The sequence below is a fragment of the Runella sp. R0.1_18 genome, assembly GCF_057652155.1.
Window position 1 is genome coordinate 55,104 of sequence record NZ_JBYFCK010000020.1, and the last position, 21,835, is coordinate 76,938.

General features: G+C 43.3%; 13 protein-coding genes. 3 read left to right on the plus strand and 10 right to left on the minus strand.

Translation table 11 applies throughout. The features are described 5' to 3' along the window. Positions 1–37 precede the first annotated feature (37 nt). Together AC23P2_RS25450 and AC23P2_RS25455 are read right to left on the minus strand one after the other, a co-directional pair. A complete protein-coding gene (locus tag AC23P2_RS25450) occupies positions 38–781 on the minus strand; it encodes an SDR family NAD(P)-dependent oxidoreductase (protein ID WP_487775799.1) in 744 nt (247 codons plus the stop codon). Between the two features lie 11 nt (positions 782–792). Then, complete coding sequence (locus tag AC23P2_RS25455) at positions 793–3,762, minus strand: DUF5107 domain-containing protein (protein WP_487775800.1); 2,970 nt, start codon at positions 3,760–3,762, stop codon at positions 793–795. Between the two features lie 93 nt (positions 3,763–3,855). On the opposite strand from AC23P2_RS25455, the gene AC23P2_RS25460 reads away from it, so the two are divergent. After that, entirely contained in the window at positions 3,856–4,464 is a 609-nt protein-coding gene (locus AC23P2_RS25460; RefSeq protein WP_487775801.1) for a Uma2 family endonuclease, read from the plus strand. Between the two features lie 4 nt (positions 4,465–4,468). On the opposite strand, the gene AC23P2_RS25465 is transcribed toward AC23P2_RS25460, so the two are convergent. The 5 genes from AC23P2_RS25465 to AC23P2_RS25485 form a co-directional block, all read right to left on the minus strand. Further along, the gene (locus AC23P2_RS25465; protein ID WP_487775802.1) at positions 4,469–7,810 is read right to left on the minus strand and encodes a VCBS repeat-containing protein; all 3,342 of its coding nucleotides are present in this window, start codon (positions 7,808–7,810) and stop codon (positions 4,469–4,471) included. Positions 7,811–7,889: 79 nt separating this feature from the next. Beyond that, a complete protein-coding gene (locus tag AC23P2_RS25470; RefSeq protein WP_487775803.1) occupies positions 7,890–9,482 on the minus strand; it encodes a SusD/RagB family nutrient-binding outer membrane lipoprotein in 1,593 nt (530 codons plus the stop codon). A 31-nt stretch (positions 9,483–9,513) separates the two neighbouring features. Beyond that, positions 9,514–12,621, minus strand: a complete 3,108-nt coding sequence (locus tag AC23P2_RS25475) for a SusC/RagA family TonB-linked outer membrane protein (protein ID WP_487775804.1) — start codon at positions 12,619–12,621, stop codon at positions 9,514–9,516. Between the two features lie 11 nt (positions 12,622–12,632). Next, positions 12,633–12,899 carry a carboxypeptidase-like regulatory domain-containing protein gene (locus AC23P2_RS25480; protein WP_487775805.1) on the minus strand — a complete coding sequence of 89 codons (267 nt, stop codon included), beginning with the start codon at positions 12,897–12,899 and terminating at the stop codon, positions 12,633–12,635. A gap of 178 nt (positions 12,900–13,077) precedes the next feature. After that, positions 13,078–14,157 (minus strand): dipeptidase, encoded by a 1,080-nt coding sequence (locus AC23P2_RS25485; protein WP_487775806.1) that lies wholly within the window; start codon positions 14,155–14,157, stop codon positions 13,078–13,080. A gap of 153 nt (positions 14,158–14,310) precedes the next feature. Here AC23P2_RS25485 and AC23P2_RS25490 point away from each other — a divergent pair, with 153 nt between their 5' ends. Continuing rightward, positions 14,311–14,823: a c-type cytochrome gene (locus AC23P2_RS25490; RefSeq protein ID WP_487775807.1), complete on the plus strand. Its 513-nt coding sequence runs from the start codon at positions 14,311–14,313 to the stop codon at positions 14,821–14,823. A 125-nt stretch (positions 14,824–14,948) separates the two neighbouring features. On the opposite strand, the gene AC23P2_RS25495 is transcribed toward AC23P2_RS25490, so the two are convergent. Beyond that, a complete protein-coding gene (locus AC23P2_RS25495) occupies positions 14,949–16,001 on the minus strand; it encodes a sugar phosphate isomerase/epimerase family protein (protein ID WP_487775808.1) in 1,053 nt (350 codons plus the stop codon). Positions 16,002–16,185: 184 nt separating this feature from the next. On the opposite strand from AC23P2_RS25495, the gene AC23P2_RS25500 reads away from it, so the two are divergent. After that, the gene (locus tag AC23P2_RS25500) at positions 16,186–16,437 is read left to right on the plus strand and encodes a BPTI/Kunitz domain-containing protein (RefSeq protein ID WP_487775830.1); all 252 of its coding nucleotides are present in this window, start codon (positions 16,186–16,188) and stop codon (positions 16,435–16,437) included. 88 nt (positions 16,438–16,525) lie between these two features. Here AC23P2_RS25500 and AC23P2_RS25505 read toward each other — a convergent pair whose 3' ends face one another. Continuing rightward, positions 16,526–18,295 carry a RagB/SusD family nutrient uptake outer membrane protein gene (locus AC23P2_RS25505; protein ID WP_487775809.1) on the minus strand — a complete coding sequence of 590 codons (1,770 nt, stop codon included), beginning with the start codon at positions 18,293–18,295 and terminating at the stop codon, positions 16,526–16,528. 19 nt (positions 18,296–18,314) lie between these two features. Further along, positions 18,315–21,824: a TonB-dependent receptor gene (locus tag AC23P2_RS25510; RefSeq protein WP_487775810.1), complete on the minus strand. Its 3,510-nt coding sequence runs from the start codon at positions 21,822–21,824 to the stop codon at positions 18,315–18,317. Positions 21,825–21,835: the final 11 nt, after the last annotated feature.

A 21,835-nucleotide genomic window follows, 5' to 3' on the forward strand; every position in this document is an offset into this window, starting at 1 on the left:
TTAGTAGCAAAATTGGCACGCACCAATCAGCAGCTTTTTAGAAGCTTCGAATGTCATAAAAACCACCGTTTTCAAATTGAGGATTTCCAACGGCTTGGTATAAAAACGTCGCAACACTGACGGGTGAGCGGAGTTGTCCTTCGACAAAAAGACGTTGAAAACGTTCGACTTGAGAAAACTGGGAACTGTCCAAGGTGCGAAGAGTTGTCTGCATTTCGGTGTCCACCACGCCAGGAGCAAACCCCCAAACTTTGGCAGGCAGCTGATGAAGGTTTATTTCTGTGCCGAGGACTTGGGTGGCCATCAGCAGCCCCGCCTTCGACGAACAATATGCCCCCCAGCCATCGTACGCCTTGACAGCCGCACCTGATAAAAGATTGATGATTTCGACCGCGATGTTTTGTAAAGAGCCAATGGACAACAAGCCGTTTTGTAAAATCATTGGCGCCGTTTGGTTCACAAAAATGGTTTGGGCAATGTCATACGGAGAGGCTTGAAACGAGGGAATAACTTCCCCCAAACGGCCTGCATTATTGAAAAGAATCACCTGCTCAAACGCCCCTTGGCCAATCAGTTGACCAAGTGCCAAAAGCACCGACTCACAGCCTTCAATACTACTCAAATCCGCCCCTACATCCACGTAGCGCGGCGAAGATTGCTCCCCATACGTCCGCGAAACCCCTACCACTGTATCTTGACTTCCGTCCATGAGAAACGTGTCAACGAGTGCTTTCCCAAGGCCACGGTTACTTCCTGTAATAATGACAAGTCGTTTGTTCATTATTTCCTATCTTATTGAAATAGCTTTAACAGCTCAAACTCGTAAGCTGACAAATTTTTGGTTAATTTAGCAATGTCTGCGGGTTGTGGCTCCTGTTTGGTCAACTTTTGTGTCATCCACTTTTTTAGGTACCACGTCAAGCGATTATCAGGGTTGTAAGGCTCGCCTGAACCAAGGTTTTCGGGCCATTTTTCGGCCTGTTCTAAAACCGCAAACGCTTCACGGTATTTCTTTTGCTGGTTGAGCGTCGCGGCGTACCGTATGTTAAGTTCGCGGTACAACTTATGAGCTCCTGAGGCGCCTTCGTTTGGCAAAATAGTCAGCGAATTTAGCACTTCAAGGGCTTCTTTGTAGCGCCCTGCCTGATTCAACAACTCCGCCCGCTGTTGCCCCAAAATATAAATTTCGTGTTCGGGCAAGCCCGAAGTCTCTATTTTTTTGGTTTTTAAGTACTTGTTCAACTTTTCCTCGTTGAGGCGAATGGCTTTGTTCAACTCCCCATTGGCCGCATAAAACTCAGTCAGACGCTTCACTACGCGCCAACTTTTGGGATCAATCTCGTAGGCTTTTTCGAGGGCTTTCAAAACAGAATCCTTTTGGTCTTTCAATAATTCTGCTTTTGTGAGGTAATAAGGTGCGTAATTTATTTCGGGTATCCCAACCCGTAGAATATTCTTAGCATCTACTTGTTTTGAGGCTAAGGCTGACAAAAAGAAGTAATAAGAACCCACTTTTGAAGCTTCTTCATCAGAACTTAAAGACGCATTGAGGAACAAACCATTATCTTCCCATCTAAAAGGAAAAACTCTTTCAGGCGACATCTTTAACGCCTCCATTCGATATTGCTTGCCATCTTTATAAAGTTGTGACATCAACTCTGACTTCCACAAAAGTACCATCACTTCTTTGGGAGCATATTCAAGCACTTGCAATCCTTCCTCAAACAACCGCAGCTTATTGTACCAAAGAGCTATTTCAAGGTACGTTTCGTGCGGCAATTCACTTTTAATTGGGCCACTAAATACTTTTTTATCATCTTCTCCGCTTGTTATCAACGTATTCTCAAAACGGGCAAAATGATTTAAGGGGTCTTTGTGAAGTAATTCTTTGATTAATTTTAAAGCATGTTCGTTTCTTTTCCGTTTTCGGGCAACAACAATTTCCAATTGCAGTGCATCAAAATTGGTTGAATTTGCCTCTAAAGCTTGTTGCAAAAATTCATCGGCCTTTGCCCATTCTTGGTTACGAATCGCCCTTATCGCAAGCTGAGTCAAAGCAGGCGAACGGTAGGCAGAATGTAACGAAGCTACGCCAAAATAGTCCAACGAACCCACCATGTTCCACTCCATCATGCCTTGAAGATAGTTAGCTTTGGGATGATAAGCATTGATTGCTAACGCTTGTTTAATTAATGGTGAAGCATTCCCTTGCCACCCTATTTTTAAATTCAAATAGAGTTCGGCTAAATCGGCCAAGGCATCTACGTGGTTTTTATTTTTTTCAATTACTTTTTTTAAATACGTTGCCGCTTCCTCGTACTTTCGCTGATTAGCCAAGTCTTTGGCGCGGGTATAAAGCCCATATTCCGACTCCCAATCAAACTCTTTTGGGGCTGCCAAAGGTCTTCGAGTAGCGGTTGGTTGCCCGTTGGCAATCACTGTTTCTCCTAGTTGTATTTTGAGACGTTCCACCTCTCCCGACCAGCGTACTGAGTCCCTGATGGTCTCCAGTGGTTTTAATTGAAGTCGCTTTGTTACGGGTTTATCAAGGGGATAAGGCACCGACATCCTTAGGGTATCGTTGAGCGGGCTAATGGCGCAGGCATCCCATTTCAACCATCCATTTTGTACCCGAAGATTCAATGCTATTTCAGGCGTTGCGTGTGTCAACCCACGAGTTTGTTTCACTGGAAACCAATATTCGGTCCAACTGTCGTGGGTATAGGGCATGAAAGACACGTGCTTAAAAGGACTGTACATACTGCCTTCAGCAGCTTGATTAAATAATCGCCCCGACTGCAACTCAACGTATTGGCCGTCAGTATCGGTCAGGAGTTTTTCCCAAATCATTCCCTCGCGTGATAGCCCCCAAATCCAGATTTTTTTACCAAGTTTCTCATGATAAGGTGAATAACGGGCAAAACCCATGTTATCGTCATGCCAAAAACCACCATAAAAGTCTGTTTTTTTACCCAAAACGTGGTAAGACTTGTACGTGCCGAAGTTATTTTGTTCGTAAAAATTCAGGTTTCTTCCCAGCGAATCTTTTGGCCATGGGCCGACTTCTCCCTCATGCCCGATGTAATGGGTGCCAGGAAAAACAAATTCGAGGTTTCCTGCGGCTTTGAAACCTGCATTCATCCAATGATAATAACTCGTTTCAAAAGCTGTAGCATTGTACCAGTGCGACTTGGTGGTAAAATAGGCTTTGTCTTTGGGCAAATTCACCTCTACCATCCAGCGCGTTCGTGCCGACCAATCCCATGCCCCCAAAAAACAGCTAACGCTACCGTCGTCGTTGGTTCGCGTAAAATAATCGACGGGAGCCGATACCGTAGGCGCATGGCCAATATCTCCAAAGTTGATTTCAATACCACCCGACGTCCACGCGCCCCGCATCGCCACGTCTCGGAATTTGACGACGTGATTGAAATAAATGAAGGGAAAGTTGGTGGACTTTTCGTACGCTCCCCAAATTTTACCCCCGATTTCGGGCGTGATATAGACTTTGATGTAGTCGTTTTCAAGTTCAATAAACTTCCAATCCTTCAACACGGGCTTGTCAGTATAGCCATCGTAGCGAAAATAAGGATAGATACGCCCAGGCTTAGGCACTGGGTCAGGGTCCGAAAACGGGTAAGTGGTGAGGGTTTGGGTGGTTTCACGAACAACTGCATTTTGAGCCGTTGAAGCTTGGAACAGTCCCAACATCAGGCCGATAAACAACCATTGTTTAGGGGCTAAAAAATAGAGCGGACTCATGGGTTTGTGTGAAGTTATTGGATAATGCAAGATAAAATTTTGGCTTGGTTTATGTCGCTTTTTTGAGTAAAATTGTCAAAAAAAGAACACGCTATGGTTGTCATTGCCACCAAACGACGCCCTAAAATTCGGAAAATACCCGCCCACTTGGTCTATGAAGAGCTGAACGGGCAAGCTTTGCCTTATCGCGGTTATTTGGAAGTATTGTCAGGAAAGAAAACATTGGAAGAAATCATGGGCAGCAGTTCATTACAGGCCGTATTGGTCTATTTAATTGGTCTTTATATCGGGATTCGTATCAATCGAAAAAAATATTTAATTGCCTCCAATGAGTCAGGCTTGCACGTAAGTGCAGGGAGTAACTTAGCCAACGATATTGCCATTTTTGAAAAAGGAAAAATTACATTGACCGATAAATACTTTGATGTAGCCCCTAAAATAGTGATTGAAGTGGACATTAAAGTAGCTCTGGAAGAAACTGGGTTGACGAGCGACTTAGCGTATGTTTTGAACAAATCGCAGAAAATGCTTGATTTTGGGGTAGAAAAAGTCATTTGGATTACTACCCAAACCAAGAAAATCTTTGTCATCACGGCCAATGCTCCTTGGTATCTCGTCAATTACGACGAAAACATTCCCTTAATGGAAGATTGCACCCTGAATCTTGCCCAACTGCTTCAAGATGAAGAGATTGAGTATTAAATTTTTATTGCCTGTCCAAAATCAACGCCTCTCCATCATTTACGCCAACAATTATCCGTTTGTTTTTACTTGAATTGATTGTGTGTAAATTTCTAATATCGCCTTTTAAGTTCAATCCTGATTGAGATTGTGAAGCATATTTGAAATTGTTTTTTCCATCACCCAAAAGCAATACACCATGATTGGCGAGGTAGCGCCCAAATTTGATGCGTGTCCACGTATTACCACCCGCCAAGAGCAAATCTTTCTTGCCATCATTGTTAAAATCATCAGCTATAATAGCCGTTACAGGCGCATATTGGGCTTCCATCGGTAGTGTATGTGCTTTAAACCCTTTAGTTCCTTGATTTTCGAGATAAAGGGTTTGCATGATTTCCGATTTCAAAACTTTAGCATTTTCCAACTCCTTTGAGCTAAAAACATCGGTTATCGTAGCCGTTGAATACGATTTATAATCAGTGAATTTTTTCTTGATAAACGGCATTGGTTCCGCCAAATCATCCCGAGATGCCATTGGATACGATACACCGTCAATGTAATAACTTAGAACAGGCACAATCGAACCGTTATCCATAAAATCTTTGTAATGAACAGTCATTGGTTCTTTCTCATTGACTTTAAATTGGGTGTTTAATCCACAATTTCCAATAATTAAATCCAAATCTCCATCGCCATCCATGTCGTTGGCATTGATTTTATTCCACCATCCAGTACTTGCGAAATGGATGTATTCCGCCGATTTATCGGTCAATTTCCCTTTTGAATTGATAAAAACTTTAATGGGCATCCACTCCCCTACTACAATCAAGTCTTGCTGTTTGTCGTTATTCAAATCCATCCAAACGGCATCGGTTACCATACCGATTTGGCTCAATGATGCACAAATTTTTTGGGTATTGTCGGTAAATCGTGGCGACGAACCGTTCCCTTTCCCTTCATTGATTAAAATATAAGAATTGGGAGCAACAGGATAACTTCGTGGTACAATTCTTCCGCCAACAAAAAGGTCTAAATCACCATCAGAATCAATATCAGCCGCTTTTACACAGCCTTTACTTGTCAGTAGTTTGGGAAGGGAATTTTCACTTATAGAGTAATTCCCTTTCCCATCGTTTAGGTACAATCTATCTTGCAGCAATGGGTCGTTTTTTTCAAATTCATACCCTCCCGCTGCCACATAAAGGTCTTTGTCACCGTCGTTATCTGCATCAAAAAAAGTACTTGCTACATCTTCACTACCAGCACTTTTAGAAAAAACGGGCGTATTTATTTTGCTAAATGTATTATTTTTATTTTGGGTAAATAGCTGCGAAAGCTCGCCTTTTGCTCCCCCCATAAAAAAGTCATCTAAACCATCGTTATTGATGTCTGCTACCTCAATGGATGGCCCTTGTCGGCTGTAATAATTTGGCAAAAGCGATTGCACTGTAAAATCGCTAAATCCATTTTCTTTATGAATCACATTTGTCAAACTGCTTTGTGAAAAAATCGGATTTGACTTTTGATTCTGATACACCCATTTGTTTTGGGCATCAGTTATTTTCAATGTTAAAACTTGGTTAGTTTTTACGGTGGTTAATTTCTGGTAAGAATCATTTGTCCAAATCACTATGAGCGAATCAATCGTGGTATTTTCGCCTACGCCAAAGTTTAAAACAGGGTCATTTGATGATTGAAACCCCCTCACAGGTGACTGTTCTTGGTACATAAGTTGCCCTTTAGTGTACAATTTTACTTTTGCCCCAATACCAAAACGATTCGTAGCACCACCATCTAATTTGACGGACAAATAATTGTTTTTAGTTAATTTTTCCGCATTGTTTTTATAAATACTCGCCAACGCGTTGGTATTATTCACAATCAAATCAAGGTCGCCATCGTTGTCCAAATCAGCATAAGCAGCTCCCGCAGAAACTCCTTTTGTAGTAAATCCCCATTCGTTAGACATTTTTTGAAACGTACCATCGCCTTTGTTTTTGAAAGCATAATTTTGGGTTTCATTTTTAGGCATTTTTCGTAAATATTCAGGAATCGGGTCCACATTTGCGGAGTCTTTTGCCATTGACTTGATGACCCTATCCACCGAATATTTCAAAAAATCCATTTCGGTATAATCTTTTACGTAGCCATTGGTGATGAAAAGGTCTTTAAATCCATCTTTATCAAAATCGCTGAATAAACCTGCCCAACTCCAGTCAGTATTCGACACGCCAGCAAGCTGCCCCACTTCGCTAAAAGTACCATCACCATTGTTGCGTTGAAGCATATTTCGGCTGAATTGATAATAAAATCCTTGCCTAAACAGAAACTGGAACTTATTGAAATTCTCAGGCCCACTGTGCATTTTGATGGTTTTATTGTCTTCGGGCATCATGTCGAGGGTCAGCAAATCAACATTACCATCGTTGTCATAATCAGCTGCATCAGTTCCCATCGAATAGAGGGAAATGTTATCCATTTTCTGAACAAGTTTTTCGGTAAATCGTGGGGATGAACCTGTCACATTGCCATTGTTTTCAAAGAAATAATCAGGTTCGTTAAAATCATTGGAAACCGAAATATCTGGCCAGCCGTCATTGTTAAAATCTGAGACTGTAACACCCAAACCAAAAGTCAATACATTTGAAAAAATGCCTTCTTGGTCAGAGACATTGGTAAAGCCCCCCTTAGTCCCCCCAACAGGGGGAATTAAATCGTTGCGATACAATTTACTGGCATAATCAGGATTACGTTCTTTTCTTAATTCGGGGTTATCTTGGACACCAGCGGTATATTTTTGTATCGAGTGATTGATGATAAAACAATCTAAATCACCGTCTTTGTCATAATCTAAAAATGAGGCCATGGTCGAATAGCCATTGTCGGCTAAGCCATATTCATCCGCTTTTTCGGTAAAACTTAAATCGCCATTATTAATAAAAAGAAGATTTTTACGGCGGTCTGGGTTAATATCAGCACTTCGACAAATATAAATATCTAATTTCCCATCATTGTTTACATCACTCATCGTTGCACCAGTACACCAGCCCTGCATTTGGTCAACGCCTGCTTTTTTGGTAATATCTTCAAACTGAAAGTTTCCTTTGTTCAAAAAAAGCCTATTTCTGACCATATTTCCCGTAAAAAGTATGTCTTGGAGCCCGTCGTTATTAATATCACCAACGGCGACTCCTCCGCCATTGTAGAAATAGATATAGTTGGCAACATTTAAAGGGCCATCTTCAAACAGCGTATTTCTGAAATTGATACCTGTTTCATCGCCAGATAATTCAGTAAAAAGGGCATTATTGTCTTTACACGAATTCAAAAAAAACAGTGTAAAAAGGGCGAATAGAAGTTTTCGCATGGTTTTGGGTATGAGTGATAAAGAGATTCCACCAAATAACAATATTCGGTGGAATCTACAAAAAAGCTTAGTACAAAATCTAGTTCTTATCCCACCAAAGAGGTGTTGTAACTTTATCGCCACCAGAACCTAACAACGGCACTGCTGCATCAACTGCCGCTTTGTTGTTTTGTTTTTCTGATAACAAGAATGGTATTCTTCGTATCCATTGCTTCGTTGGATCCGTAATATCAGGGTTTTCAGAATTTGCCACTGGATATAAAATGAAGTTACGACCACGACGATAATCGGCCCAAGCCTCTGATCCATCAGGGAAGATCGCCAACCATTTCTGAATCGCAATTTGTTCTCTTTGGGTGGCTATGTCACTTGCCCATTTAATTGGAGCTTTTGACACCGCTGGCGATTTCAAGAAATCTTCTGGGGCAACAGGCACATCTGGGCTATTGATATAGGCCGTGATGGCGGCGGCATCGGTTATTCCCCATTGTCTCATTGATTGCCGAATACCTTCTTCGTACAAACTTTGGGCAGTACCGTTCATATTCCAACCCAACAAGGCACCTTCGGCACGCAAGAAAAATGCTTCCGCTACCGACATGATGTTTTGTGGAGTTTCTAAGTAATTGGCATTTCCTCCAAAATCAGGTGACGACCATCTCGCACCTACTTTGGCGTTGGCCGTTGGTAAATTGATTGCTTCTGTTAATTGAGTAGAAGTAAGACCATTACGTAACCCATCGTACTTACCAGTTCCATTTGGATTGGCTTTTGTCGCATTGTTTGGCAACCAATAAACCGACATACGCGGGTCTTTGTATCCTTTCATCACCGACTCCATCGAAGCACTCATACGAAACTCGTTCCAATCTGACATGATTGAAAGGCCGTTGTTGTCTGAACCTTTGGTACTTTTCTGAAGCAAAGCATCATCGCCTGGGCTGGCCTGAAATACGCCTGCTGCCACCGCTGCTTCTGCTTCGGTTTTTGCTCTTGCAGGATCCACTTTTGAAATCCGCAATGCTAAACGCAATCTTAACGTATTAGCAAATCTAAACCATTTACCAGCATCGCCACCATAAATCAAGTCAAACGTTCCGTAGGGCTTTTCGTTTTGCTTATTTTTCAATACTTCAGAAGCGGCAGCCAGTTTTTTGAAGAAATCATCATAGATTTTATCCTGTGCATCATACGCCACCGAACTACCCGCTTTTCCAGCATTAAAATAAGGAATTGGCCCCCAGTAATCAGTGACTCTATGAAAACCAAGTACCCAAACCACGTCTGCAATGGCTGCTTCGGCAGAACCCGCAGGAGCCGCCGCCTTGATTGACTGCAACTGAGGCACCATATCGGTATAAATCGGATTAAAGGCTGCCCCTACCCAGTCCATACGAATATTCAAACGGTCAGATGGGAAATAGGTAGCCGTACAAGCAAAATATTGGGCATATTGATCAGCAAACAGGTTTTGTGCAATCTGATAATTCCAAATATTAGGAACCGCTGAAGCCTCGGCTTTGGCAAAAAGGAAGGGTAATTCGGCCGAACCTACGGTAGCAACTGAGTTTCTGTCTGTATTGATTTCGTCAAATTTATCTGTACAAGAACCGAATAGGAGTACAAAAAAACTGAGAACAGACAAGGATTTTAAAAAGCTATCTATTTTCATTTTGTAAATTTTTAATTGAAAAAATTAAACCTTAGAACGTTACTTGTAAGTTTACTCCCAATGTACGAGTTGCAGGCATTGTACCATATTCAACACCTTGGAAGTTGCCATTACCCAAGCTCATATCAGGGTCAAACCACATTTTACGTTTTTCTAAACCAGGAATGTCCAATATTGAACTACCTCTGTATAACCACAATAAGTTACGGGCAACGAGCATCAATTTGGCTGCTTTCACCGCTTTAATGTTTTTTACAGGAAGATTGTATCCGATTGAAAGTTCGCGTACTCGGAAATTAGTCGCATCATACGCAAAAAACTCACCTGCACCGTATCTTTTACCAGAAGCGATTTGCCAGAAATCCTGCGCTTTGATGGCTTTTGAGTTGGCTTCTCCTTTATCATTTACACCACCCAAATTCCAGCCACCTTCGCGATATGCCTCAGTTCCTTCAGTAATACCACTAAAAGCTAGGTTCATTTCAGTTCCTGAAACAACAATGCCCCCCACACGGCCATCCACCAATAAACGTACAGAAATACCTTTGTAGTCAAATGAGTTGGTAAGACCGAGGGTTGCTTTTGGGTTGAAATTACCGATATAGCTCTGCTCTTGCGTTAAACTAGGCTTTCCGTTGGCATCAACTATGTATTGCCCAGAGGCATTTGTGTTCCATCTGAAAGCCAACAAATCACCATAAGCTTTGCCTTCTTCAACTACTGGCGTTGCCGAGCGACCGAATCCACCACCAAGATAGAATATTTTTACTTGGTCGCTCAATGCCACCACTTTGTTGCGGTTCGTCGCGGCATTGAAGGTAATATCCCATTTCAAAGGCGAATCTTGCGGTAAAGGTGTGCCTGTTAGTACCAATTCAAGACCTGAGTTTTGGATATTTCCAGCGTTGATGTATTGTCTGCTGAATCCAGTGGCAACTGGTAAACTTACACTCAACAATTGGTTAAATGAGTTACTCTTGTAGTAGGTAGCTGTTACCCCTAATCTATTTTGTAAGAATTTAGCTTCAAGTCCAAATTCTAAATTCCTAACAATTTCAGGCTTTAAATCAGGGAAAGGAAGGGTAGAATTGATTTGCAAAAAGCCATTTCCAGCACCTTGACCATAGTTATAAACCGATTTCAATAGACCAAATCTACCCCCATTACCTACTTCGGCATAGTTTAGGCTTGCTTTCAAGAAGGAGATGCTTTCTGGTAATTTAACCAAATCAGAAAGTATGGTAGAAAGCCCCGCAGAAGGATAAAGGAAGGAGTGAGGACTTGGAAGTCTTGAATCCCAGTCGTTACGCAAACTTAAATCCAAAAATACCGATTCTTTCAAAGACAAGTTGGCTTGTGCAAATACCGACTGTGTTTGTACTTGGGTAAAGCTTGATGTTACAGATGGGTTTTGTGAAAAATTCAAGCTGAATTTATTGGTTACATTCAAACCACCTGCTGACTGAGAATTACCATCGTATTGGCTATCTTGGAAAATTCCACCTACGCGATAATTGATGTTTAAATTATCAGTGATTTTGTTATTACCATCAAGCATCAAGTCAAACCATTTTTCGGTTACATTTATCGTGTTTCTTGAATAATCACCACCTGGCCTAGAATACAAGATTGTTCCTTGATAAATCGAAGTTTCGCCGTTATCAGTAGTTTTATCAAGGTTCGCTTTACCTGAGAGAGTCAGCCAATCAGTAAGTTTGTATTTAGCCGTTAAAAATCCAATCACCCTGTCTCTCGCTTCGTTATTGATGTAATTATTTATCATCCAATAAGGGTTTTGATAAATCGAACTTAGCGTAGAAGGAAAAGTAGTAGGCTCTGGGATACCGACATTACTGAGTTGCTCATATTGCATCAAATCGGCGGTCGTCATGTTTCTCGCCACATTATAAATGTTTGCAACGGGAGCATTTTCTTCACCCGATCGTGGGCGGCTATTGATGCGTTGATTCACATACGTGATTTTGGCATCCGTCGAAAACCGTTTCGAGATTTGGTTAGTAATACGAAGGTTAATCGTATTTCTGAATAAATCATTTTTGTTAATAATCCCACCAATGCGGTTATTGGTATAAGATACATACGTTTGCATTTTATCTGTACCGCCCGTTACACTAATCGCATTATTTAAGCTCGAACCATTTCTGAAAAAATCCCGAACATTATTAGGCTGTGCAGAATAAGTCCCGGGCTGTCCTAAATAGTTTGTGATAGATTGTCCCGTCATTTTAGCACCCCAGCTTTCGCCCGATGTCGTGCTCAAAATACCACCGTTGCCTTGGCCATAGGTATTTTGAAACCGAGGCAATGCCCAAACATTTTCAGTACTAAACCCTGAATTGATACTTACCGCAACTTTATCTGCCTTACCTTTCTTGGTTGTAATGACTAAAACGCCGTTACCTGCCTGGCTTCCATACAACGCTGCTGCGGAGGCACCTCTCAATACCGTAACAGACTCAATATCATCAGGGTTGATACTCGAAGCACCGTCAGAACCTTGCACAAAACCGAAGTCACTTCCAGCAGTACCGTTTGTACCATTGCTCAATGGCACACCATCTACTACGATCAACGCATTGTTTGACCCTTGAATTGAGCGGTTACCCCTCAATACAATTCGAGCACCAGAACCTGGCCCGCCCGAACCTTGCGTAATAACGGCATTGGCAATTTTACCTGATAGTGAATTGATCACGTTGTTTGGATCTCTTGCTTCTACCAATTCAGTGGGTTTAACCGTTTGGGTGGCATACACTAGCGTTTTCTTTTCACGAGAAATACCAAGTGCCGTAACGACGACTTCGTTTAAGGTACTTGCATTTTCAGTAAGCGAAAAGTCCATCGTCGAAATATTCGCTCCCACTAGCTTTTCTAGGGCATTGAAGCCGATAATCGATACTGCCAACGTCACATCACCATTTGGCACGCTTAAACTATAGACACCATTAGCATCCGTGACGGTTCCTTTGTTTGTGCCCTTAACAATCACCGAAGCGCCAGGTTGGGCTTCATTTGCCGAGGAAGTCACCTTCCCTGTTATGACACGCGTTTGTGCTCGAAGGCCATTTACCATGAAAAGTAAAATGGCTATGAACCATACAAGTTTATTTTTTTGCATAGTAGTTTTGATTAGAGAGAAGAATTGAACGCTACTTCTTTTGTTTCGTAGCCCACTGAAGAAAACACAAAAGTCCCTGAAGCAGGAACCAAACGTTTAAAGGCACCATCCCCAGCGGAGTTCGTTCCGCGGTTGGTGCCTTTGAGTAGAATGTTCACACAGGGCAGCTCTTGCCCGTTTTTAACCTTGACAGCTCCCGACAGTGCCTTGTCTTGCGCCATCAAGTTCCCAGTCGCAATAAGTATTACAACTAAGTTGGCAAATAAAATTTTACGCATAAATAGATTTGGATTAGTTTAGATTACCAAATGCAAGTTATACGCAATTTTTAAATTATTGTTATTAAAATGACAACATTTGTTAAATTTTTTTAATATGTCATTTATACACTTAAAAATTGGACATATCAACGATATACCAATATTTAATCTAACAATAGTACAAAACCCATTTGGACTATTTCCAAGTATTTGTAAGTAATCTTAACCAATTCTTATGGAATATATTCTCAATATCAGTGGTAGAGTACCCACGTTTACGAAGTAAGTCTTGGTACTTTTGCAGGTCGGAGATGGTTTCTAAGTCGTAAGGCGACTGCTCGCGACCAAACATTCCGTCCAAATCTGTGCCAAATGCAACGTGGAGGCTATTGCCCGTCAATTGGCAAATATGATCCCAGTGATCTACGAGTTTATCCATCGTTACGCCAAACTCTTTGGGGTCTGATTGACGTTGCAAAAATCCTGGAGCCATCATCCAAGCATCCAACGCCCCGCCAATCACCGCACCTCTTTCCACTAAACGTAAAATTTGCTCGTCAGAAAGCTGACGCTGGTGAGGCACTAACGTACGGCAGTTGTGGTGACTCGCCCAAATCGTGCCTTTATAAATGGCCAGAGCTTCGTCAAAACCTTTGTCGGTAAGGTGCGTGGCGTCCAAAATCATTCCGAGCGCGTCCATCTCGCGTAACAAATCTTTTCCAGCGGCCGTCAAACCGTCGGTCGTAGCCGTTCCTGACGCATACCGACCTGGCCCATACCAAGCAGGCCCAAGGGCACGCAGTCCGTAGCCGTATGCTTTTTCGAGGTAAGAAAGGTTCACCAACGAGTCCGCCCCTTCTAAGGATAAAATAAAACCAACAGGTTTGGTCTCGTCGGGGATAGAGGCATTTTGCCACAGTTCGAGGTGCTTTGTCAGGCCGTTATAATCCATAATTTGCACCATCTCACCCAAATCTGTCATGGCTTGGTACCACGCGAGTTGGGCTTGGGTCATGGCCCAAGCTTGGGCGGGAGAATACCAGCCGTCAAAGGCACTTCCGCGCTCGGTTACTCTGGCTAGTTGCGTTGCCACTACCAAGCCAATTTTCCCTTTTCGTAGTTCGGGCAGCGAAACTGTCCCTTTACCACGGTCGCGTTTATCGGTTAAGTTTTTTTCAATTTCACGTTCACGAAGTTCCTGAACCGAACACGTATAGTCACGGTTCCATTCGACGGCATTCATGGCCATGTCGAGGTGTGCATCAATGATAAGCATGGTTAATTTGTTAGGTACTTGTTCAAAACAGCCCCAAATCTATCAAATCCCCACGTTTTCCTAACTTATTTTAGCGTAGATTCTTGGAAACTTTTACTTTTTCTCTAAGTTTGCTACCGTAATCAAAGTTCCCATTTAAACCTCTTCCTTCCCATGAAAAAATGGATTTTATCCCTTTTTGGAGTAACTGCCATTGCTTCTTTATTGGCTTTAACTCCCTCACGCACCACTGCCCCTTCTGCCGACCCTCGCGAAGACAGCCTAGCTGCTGACCGCGCCAAGCACGTAAAAGCCATCAAGGAGGCGATTGTGGGCAAAGAAAAACTACCCGCAGAACAGGTGTTCAAAAACATTAAGATTTTTAAAGGCCAACCCGCAGAAGCCGTTTTAGGCATCATGGAAAACCGTTGGAGCAAAACCCTAGGCGTAAGCTGTAGCCACTGCCATAATTTGAACGATTGGGCTTCGGACGAGAAAAACGACCACAAAATTGCTACTGATATGGTGGCTATGACTAGCAAAATCAACGACGAAGTCATTGCCGCTTTACCTTCTTACGCCACCAAAGACCGCAAACCTCGTATCGGGTGCTCTACATGCCACCGTGGTGAAGCACACCCAGGCCGCCCCAATGGCGCTCGTCCTGGTGGGCCTCCAAGAAATTAATATAAATTACGTCAACAAAAAAGCCGCGATAGGATGTCTATCACGGCTTTTTTCTTAGTAGCACCTTCCCGAAAGTTTAGAACTTTCGGGAAGGTATTCACATTCGGGAAGGTGAAGGTATATTCCTACAAACCTAATACTTTACGGTTAAAGGCTTCATCAGCGCCCGTTCCTGCAAAATCATCAAATGCTTTTTCGGTCACTTGGATGATGTGGTCCGCAATAAACGGTGCTCCTTCGGCAGCTCCTTGAATCGGCGATTTGATGCAGCACTCCCACTCCAATACCGCCCAACCATCGTAGTTGTATTGCGATAATTTAGAGAAAATTCCGCTGAAATCTACTTGACCATCGCCCAACGAACGGAAACGACCTGCGCGGTCGGCCCAGCCTTGGAAACCACTGTAAACTCCTTGTTTACCCGTTGGGTTAAACTCTGCGTCTTTTACGTGATAAGCAAAAATACGCTCGTGGTAAAAATCAATAAATTGTAGATAATCAAGCTGTTGCAACACAAAGTGGCTTGGATCATAGTTGATACCTGCGCGTGGGTGGTTGCCAACGGCTTCCAAAAACATCTCGAACGTAATCCCGTCGTGAAGGTCTTCACCTGGGTGGAGTTCGTAGCCTACGTTTACACCTGCTTCGTCGAAGGCATCCAAAATTGGCTTCCAACGTTTTCCTAATTCTTTAAAGCCTGTTTCCACCAAACCTGCTGGACGCTGCGGCCACGGATATAAGAAAGGCCACAACAATGCCCCCGAAAACGTCACGTGCGAGGTCAATCCGAGGTTTTGAGATGCTTTTGCCGCCCATTTTAATTGCTGAATAGCCCACTCCGTACGAGCCGCAGGGTTGTTACGCACTTCTGGCGACGCAAACCCGTCGAACATAGGATCATAAGCAGGATGAACCGCTACCAATTGGCCTTGTAAGTGCGAAGACAACTCGGTGATTTCCACGCCGATGTCGGCCAATTTTCCTTTGTACTCGTCGCAGTACGTTTTTGACTCAGCAGCAGTTTTGAGGTCGATACAACGCGAATCCCAAGTCGGAATTTGAATTCCTTTATAGCCCAAATCGGCCATGTACTTTGCGATGGTATCCAACGAGTTGAACGGGGCTTCGTCGCCCATAAATTGCGCCAAAAATATGGCAGGTCCTTTGATGGTTTTCATTGGTTTGAACGAGTAAAAGACAAAATGTTTTACGTTACAGCCCGCAATTAAACAAATTCCTGCAAGCTTTCTGGTATTTTATAAAGCAGCAAAATGGGTTTTATTACTGTTACTACCATTTATCTAGCGCTAAAATTCCAACTTTTATCGACAGTTGTGAGTCTTAACAACAAACAGTAAAATGATGAAAAAACGCCCCTTCTATTCTGCTTGGCTAACCCTCCTCATTGTATGCTTATTGAGTTGTGAAGGCTCATGCCCTGTCCCTCCCAATTGTTCTTTGGAACCTGAGAGTGGTGTATGTTTTGCGGCGTTTAAGCGATTTTATTACGACAAAAAAGAAAAGAAGTGTAAAGAATTTACGTGGGGCGGGTGCGGTGGCGTGGTTCCCTTTGAGACGTTGGAAGCTTGCAGGGACTGTGAGTGCCGAAAATGATGATTTCTTCAAAAAATCAAAGTATAAAAAATGAATAGCTCGACCCACAGCCGAGCTATTCATCAAATACAAAATCACTTCTTACCCTCTACCAGCCCGCATTTTGGGTAAGCTTTGGATTGGTAATAATATCGGCCGTTGGAATCGGATAATAATAGTTTCGGTCTGTCCATTTACGTGGAATGTTGTTCAACCACGTCAATTCACCTGAAGTATCTCCCGAAATAAGTTGTGAATTAGGCTTACCCGCAATTGTAGGCGACACTTCCACGTATGTTACTCCCGCTGGACGAGATGCTGGCAAGGTCTTATAGAAAGCTACGTCCAAAATCCCGTCTTCATTCAAGTCCATCGGGGTATTGAGCGACGGAACATACATACCGTTCCACTCCATTTGCATCAACTCTCCACGTTTCCATCTTAAAATATCGTCAAAACGGAAACCTTCCAAGCAAAGCTCAATGCCGCGTTCTCGACGTACTTCCAAAACCACTGGGTCGGTGATGGCTGGAAAATAGTTGGATTGCAAGTAGCTATCAACAACCGTTGGTTTGGTCGTAAGTCCACCCGTAATTCCCGCACGCTTGCGCAAGGCACCAATCGAAGCCGCCCAATCAGCGTCGGTGAGCGTTCCCAATTCAGCTTTTGCCTCGGCGTAGTTGAGTAATACTTCGGCAAATCGGAAAATAGAAACGGAGTTTATGTTCAAGTCGCGGGTATCGTAATACATGTCGTCCAACGTCCACTTGATAGGCATATAGCCTGTGAAGGTATAGGAAAACAACGGTGGCGACGGTACCAATACACCCCCACTCGTCCGCTTGTAATCACCTACCCGAATGGTTTGCTGGAGACGTCTGTCACGTCCTTTTACCTCGTCCTTAAACAACATGGTTTTGTAGGCTGCATTATTGGTAAAAGGCGTTCCGTCGATGTTCAAATACGTATTGATAAACGTCCGAATAAAGCTTGCCTTGTCACCGTACGTACCACTAGTCCAGTACCAGTTGGCATCGTTTAGGTTATTTAAGGCCAAATCACACACCGCCGACAGCATCACTTCCGTGCTAACAGGTGCAGGGCTGATAAACACTTGACGGTACGATTTGTCTGTTCCTGAACCGTCAAAAAGCTTATAACCACCTTCATCCATTACTTTTTTAGCTGCCTCAGCCGCTTGGGTTAGAAACCCAGCGGCTGTACTTTGCAGCCCTAAGTTGGTGTGGTATTTTCGGAAAGTTCCTTCAAAAAGGCACACGCGCGCCTTAAATGCGTAGGCCACGTATTTTGTTACCAAGCTGCGCGTTGGTTCGCTAGAAGACGTGATGTTTTGGCAAGCATAATCCAAATCAGCAATAACGGAGTCCATCACAACCGTTCTAGGATCACGACCTTTGAACAACAATTCAGTATCCGATACGTCAAGCGCTTTACCATACCAAGGCACATCACCAAACCGTTTGACTTTATCGAAATAAAACCAAGCCCGAAAAAAGCGCGCAATGCCAAGGTAATTTTTACGAACAGCAAGCGGCACTTTGGGGTCGTTGCAGTTTTGAATAAAATAGTTGATGTTTCTCAACTCTGACCAACTCCAGCCCGTACTCACTTGGGCGCTGTAGTTGCCTTCAGTAATAAACGATGGCGACTCTCGCCGCGCCAAGTAGTCAGACATGGCATCGGCTCGGTGGAGGTTTTTACCATTGAACAGCGTATAAAACGAGTTGGTATAAAGCACCAAGCCACTTTCGCTACCAAATATAGGCCCCTTTGAAGTAGTTGCTTCTGGAAGTTCCTCCAAATCACAACCTACGCATAAGGTTGCGACAAGTAATATAAGGATGTATTTAAGCTTCATAGTCGTACTTTTTTGGTGGTTAGAAAGTGATAGACAAACCAACGGTTACACTTTTCATGATTGGGTAATTGTAGGCATCGCCAGAGTTGCCGCCAGGGCTAAATACTTGGTCGGAAGCTACGGCGCTTTCTACGTCAAAATCACGGGTATGTTTGTAAAGAGGTGATAATGACCAAATATTTTCCGCAGATAAGAAAACCCGTCCTGCCGAAGAACCAATTTTTGAGACGATGGCACGGGGCAAATTGTACCCAATTTGGATGTTTTTCAGGCGCATATACGCCACATTTTGCAAGTAGCGGGTCTGCGCAGCGCTGAGGGTTCCGTTGGCATTACTGGCTATCCGCGACACATAACGAGGGAAGTACGCATCGGGGTTTTGCTCCGTCCAGATATTTCCCAATTGGCTTTTAGGAATATCCCCATAAGGACGGTTGTATTGTCCCCAAAATAGGTTTGCCTCTCTACTAGGATACCAATTTTGCTGTCCAACGCCTTGAACAAAAGCGGAGAAGAAGAAATTATTCCAATCGGCACCCAGCATGACCCCGTAGGTATATCTTGGGGTAGAGTTACCAATAATAGAGCGGTCGCCTGGGTTTTCCACCCTATCAGTACCTGGCGTAATGGCACCGTCTCCGTTGACATCCTTGAACTTAATATCCCCTGGAAACCAAAGTCCATTGGAAGCAGTTCTGAACAAATTCTGGCTCGCACTGTTTTTTACATCATCTGCCGACTTAAAGAAGCCATCGGTTTGGTATCCCCAAATTTCACCCAATACTTGCCCTTCATAATAATCATTTAGCAATTTTTGTGGGTTATTGTATTTGGTAATTACCGCCTTATAATCTGCCAATGTTAGGCGTAAATCAAAATTAAACGGCTTTGAGCCAAGCGAAAATTTGTCACGGTACGACAGCATGGTTTCCCAGCCTTTGGTTTCCAAATCGGCATAGTTACCCTTGGGAGCAGTCGCGCCAAAAACAGCAGGAAGCGTTAAACCCACCGTGAACATGTCGGTGGTGGTTCGGATATAGGCATCGGCCACAAAAGTCAACCGATTAGAAAGCATCGACAAATCAATCCCGATGTTCTTGGTAGTAGCGGTTTCCCACGTAAGCCCCTCAGGCAAAACCGTTGGGTTTCTGGTTTGCTGTGGCCGCTGACCTGCCAAAATCATGGATGATTGTGAAATAGAGAATTGCTCCAAGTAAGCATACGAGCTGATGTTCCCATTTCCTAATGAGCCATAAGATGCTCTTAGTTTTAAGTCGGAAACAATCCGTTCTGATACTTTCCAGAAGGGTTCTTTGGATAACCTCCAACCGAAAGAGTACGATGGGAAAAAGGCAAATCGTTGATTGGCAGGAAATTTAGAAGAACCATCATAACGACCGTTTACTTCCAACAAATATCGGTCTTTGTACGAATAGTTGAGCCTTGCAAAACCTCCTTGAATTTTCCATCTTTCCCAGCCTCCTGTGGCGGTAATGGCCTGCCCTAGGGCTAGGTTAATGTCTTGGGCATCCTCAAAAATAAGTCCGTTACGTTGGGCAGACAACCGCTGATAATTCGATTGCTCGTAGTTATACCCCACCATTGCTTTCAAATAATGGTTTTCCTTGAACGTATTTTCGTACTCCGTATAAAGGTTGGTCGTCATGTACGTCGTTTCACGATACACATCATTGATAGAATTGGTCGTCGTTCCAACGTATGCTATTGTACCAGGTTTGACGCTGTAAGGCACAGGCACTGCCTTGATTCGGTCATTGTTGTCGGTATTTTGAATCGTAAAATCACCTTTAACTCTCAATTTGTCGTTGAAAAACTGAGATACAAATCCCGTCGTATTTCTAAACACCTTTTTGTTATTGTCAATACCGTTTTTACCATAGTAAAAATCACCAATGCTATATGCTGCCGAAAAAGTAATGGTCCCATCAGGGTTCAACAAAGGAGCCAAAGGGTGGCCTTCATCCGCAATATTACGCCAAACACCCCCACCTTCGCCGACATTCGACGGGTTGTGGTATTTCATGTCGGAATATTGCGACATGTTGTTGATTTTCAACCAAGGGAATAGCTGAATCGAACCTTTCCCCGTAAAGTTAAAGACCCGATAGTCGTCCGAGTTGTAACGAAACAAACCCTCTTGACCAAAATAACGACCCGTAATTAAATAACTCGCTTTGTCGGTGCTTCCTGAAATACTCAGGTTGTGCTCGTTGGAGTTGTTGACATCTTTGTATAAATGCCCATAATAATCTGTACTGCCATAATAGACGTACTCACCCGTTGCAGGGTCGATTTCTACCTCTGGCAACCCTCCCACTTCCGACCGCCGTTTGAGTTCATTCAAATACGCCTGAGAAAACTTGAGGGTTTTGTTGGCATTTTGGGGAAACGTTCCTCCAAAGTTGACGAATGATTCGGCAAACATAGAGGCCCAAGTGTAACCATCCGTCACCAAGTCAGGTCTTGCAATGGGCTTTTTGAATGAATAATTGGTTGAATAGGTAACGTTTGTTTTTCCTGCTGCTGGATTTTTTGTGGTAATCAACACCACTCCAAAAACACCTCTTGCTCCGTAAATGGAGGCCGAAGCCGCATCTTTCAACAAGGTAATGGTCGCAATATCGTTGGGGTTCAGTAAGCTCGGATCACCCTCCACGTTGTCAATCAAAACCAAGGCGTTTCCTCCTTGCCCAATCGAGGTCGTCCCCCGAATGTTAAAACTTGGTGCTTGGTTGGGCTTCCCATCCATCATCTTGATATTAAGGTTGGGCAACACCCCTTGCATACCTTGGTTCAGGTTAGTCATCGGACGGTTTTCAAATATCTCGCTCGTAACCATGTCCACCGCCCCAGTCAAGTTGGCTTTCTTTTGAACACCATAACCAACCACTACGACTTCGTTCAAAGTTTTCAAGTCAGCTTTGAGCGAAATCAAAATAGAGGCTTGGTTACCGACCGTAATTTCTTGGGGACTATAACCCACATAACTGATAATCAATACTGTTTTGTTATCAGGTACAACCAATGAAAATTCTCCGTTGGCGTTGGTTGTGGTACCACGTTGTGTGCCTTTTATAACCACGCTCACCCCAGGAAGCCCCTCCCCTTTTTCATCGTTGATGCGTCCTTTTACATTCTGTTCTATGGTTTGCATCGGTACGTAGCTCCTTTTTTCGAGCATCTGAACATCCGCTTTGGTCAGGATAATGTACTCTCCCGATGCTTCATACGATAGTCCCAACGGGCGCAGTAGTTTTTCAAGAACAACCGACAGCTGCTGGTTCGAAACCGTCAATGATACTTTGTCATTTTTGGCAATCAGCTGCGGCAAATACGTAAATTTAACGTTAGCTGTTTTTTCAATGAGCGTTAATGCGGTTTTTAATGGCTTATTTTCGACCGAAAGGCTGATGTTACGATTCAGCGCTTCTTGGGCCAGTCCCTCACGCGCGACGGCCAAACCACTAAGCACGACACTAATCAGTAGTTGTAAACAGGTGATTCGCATAGCTATAAGCA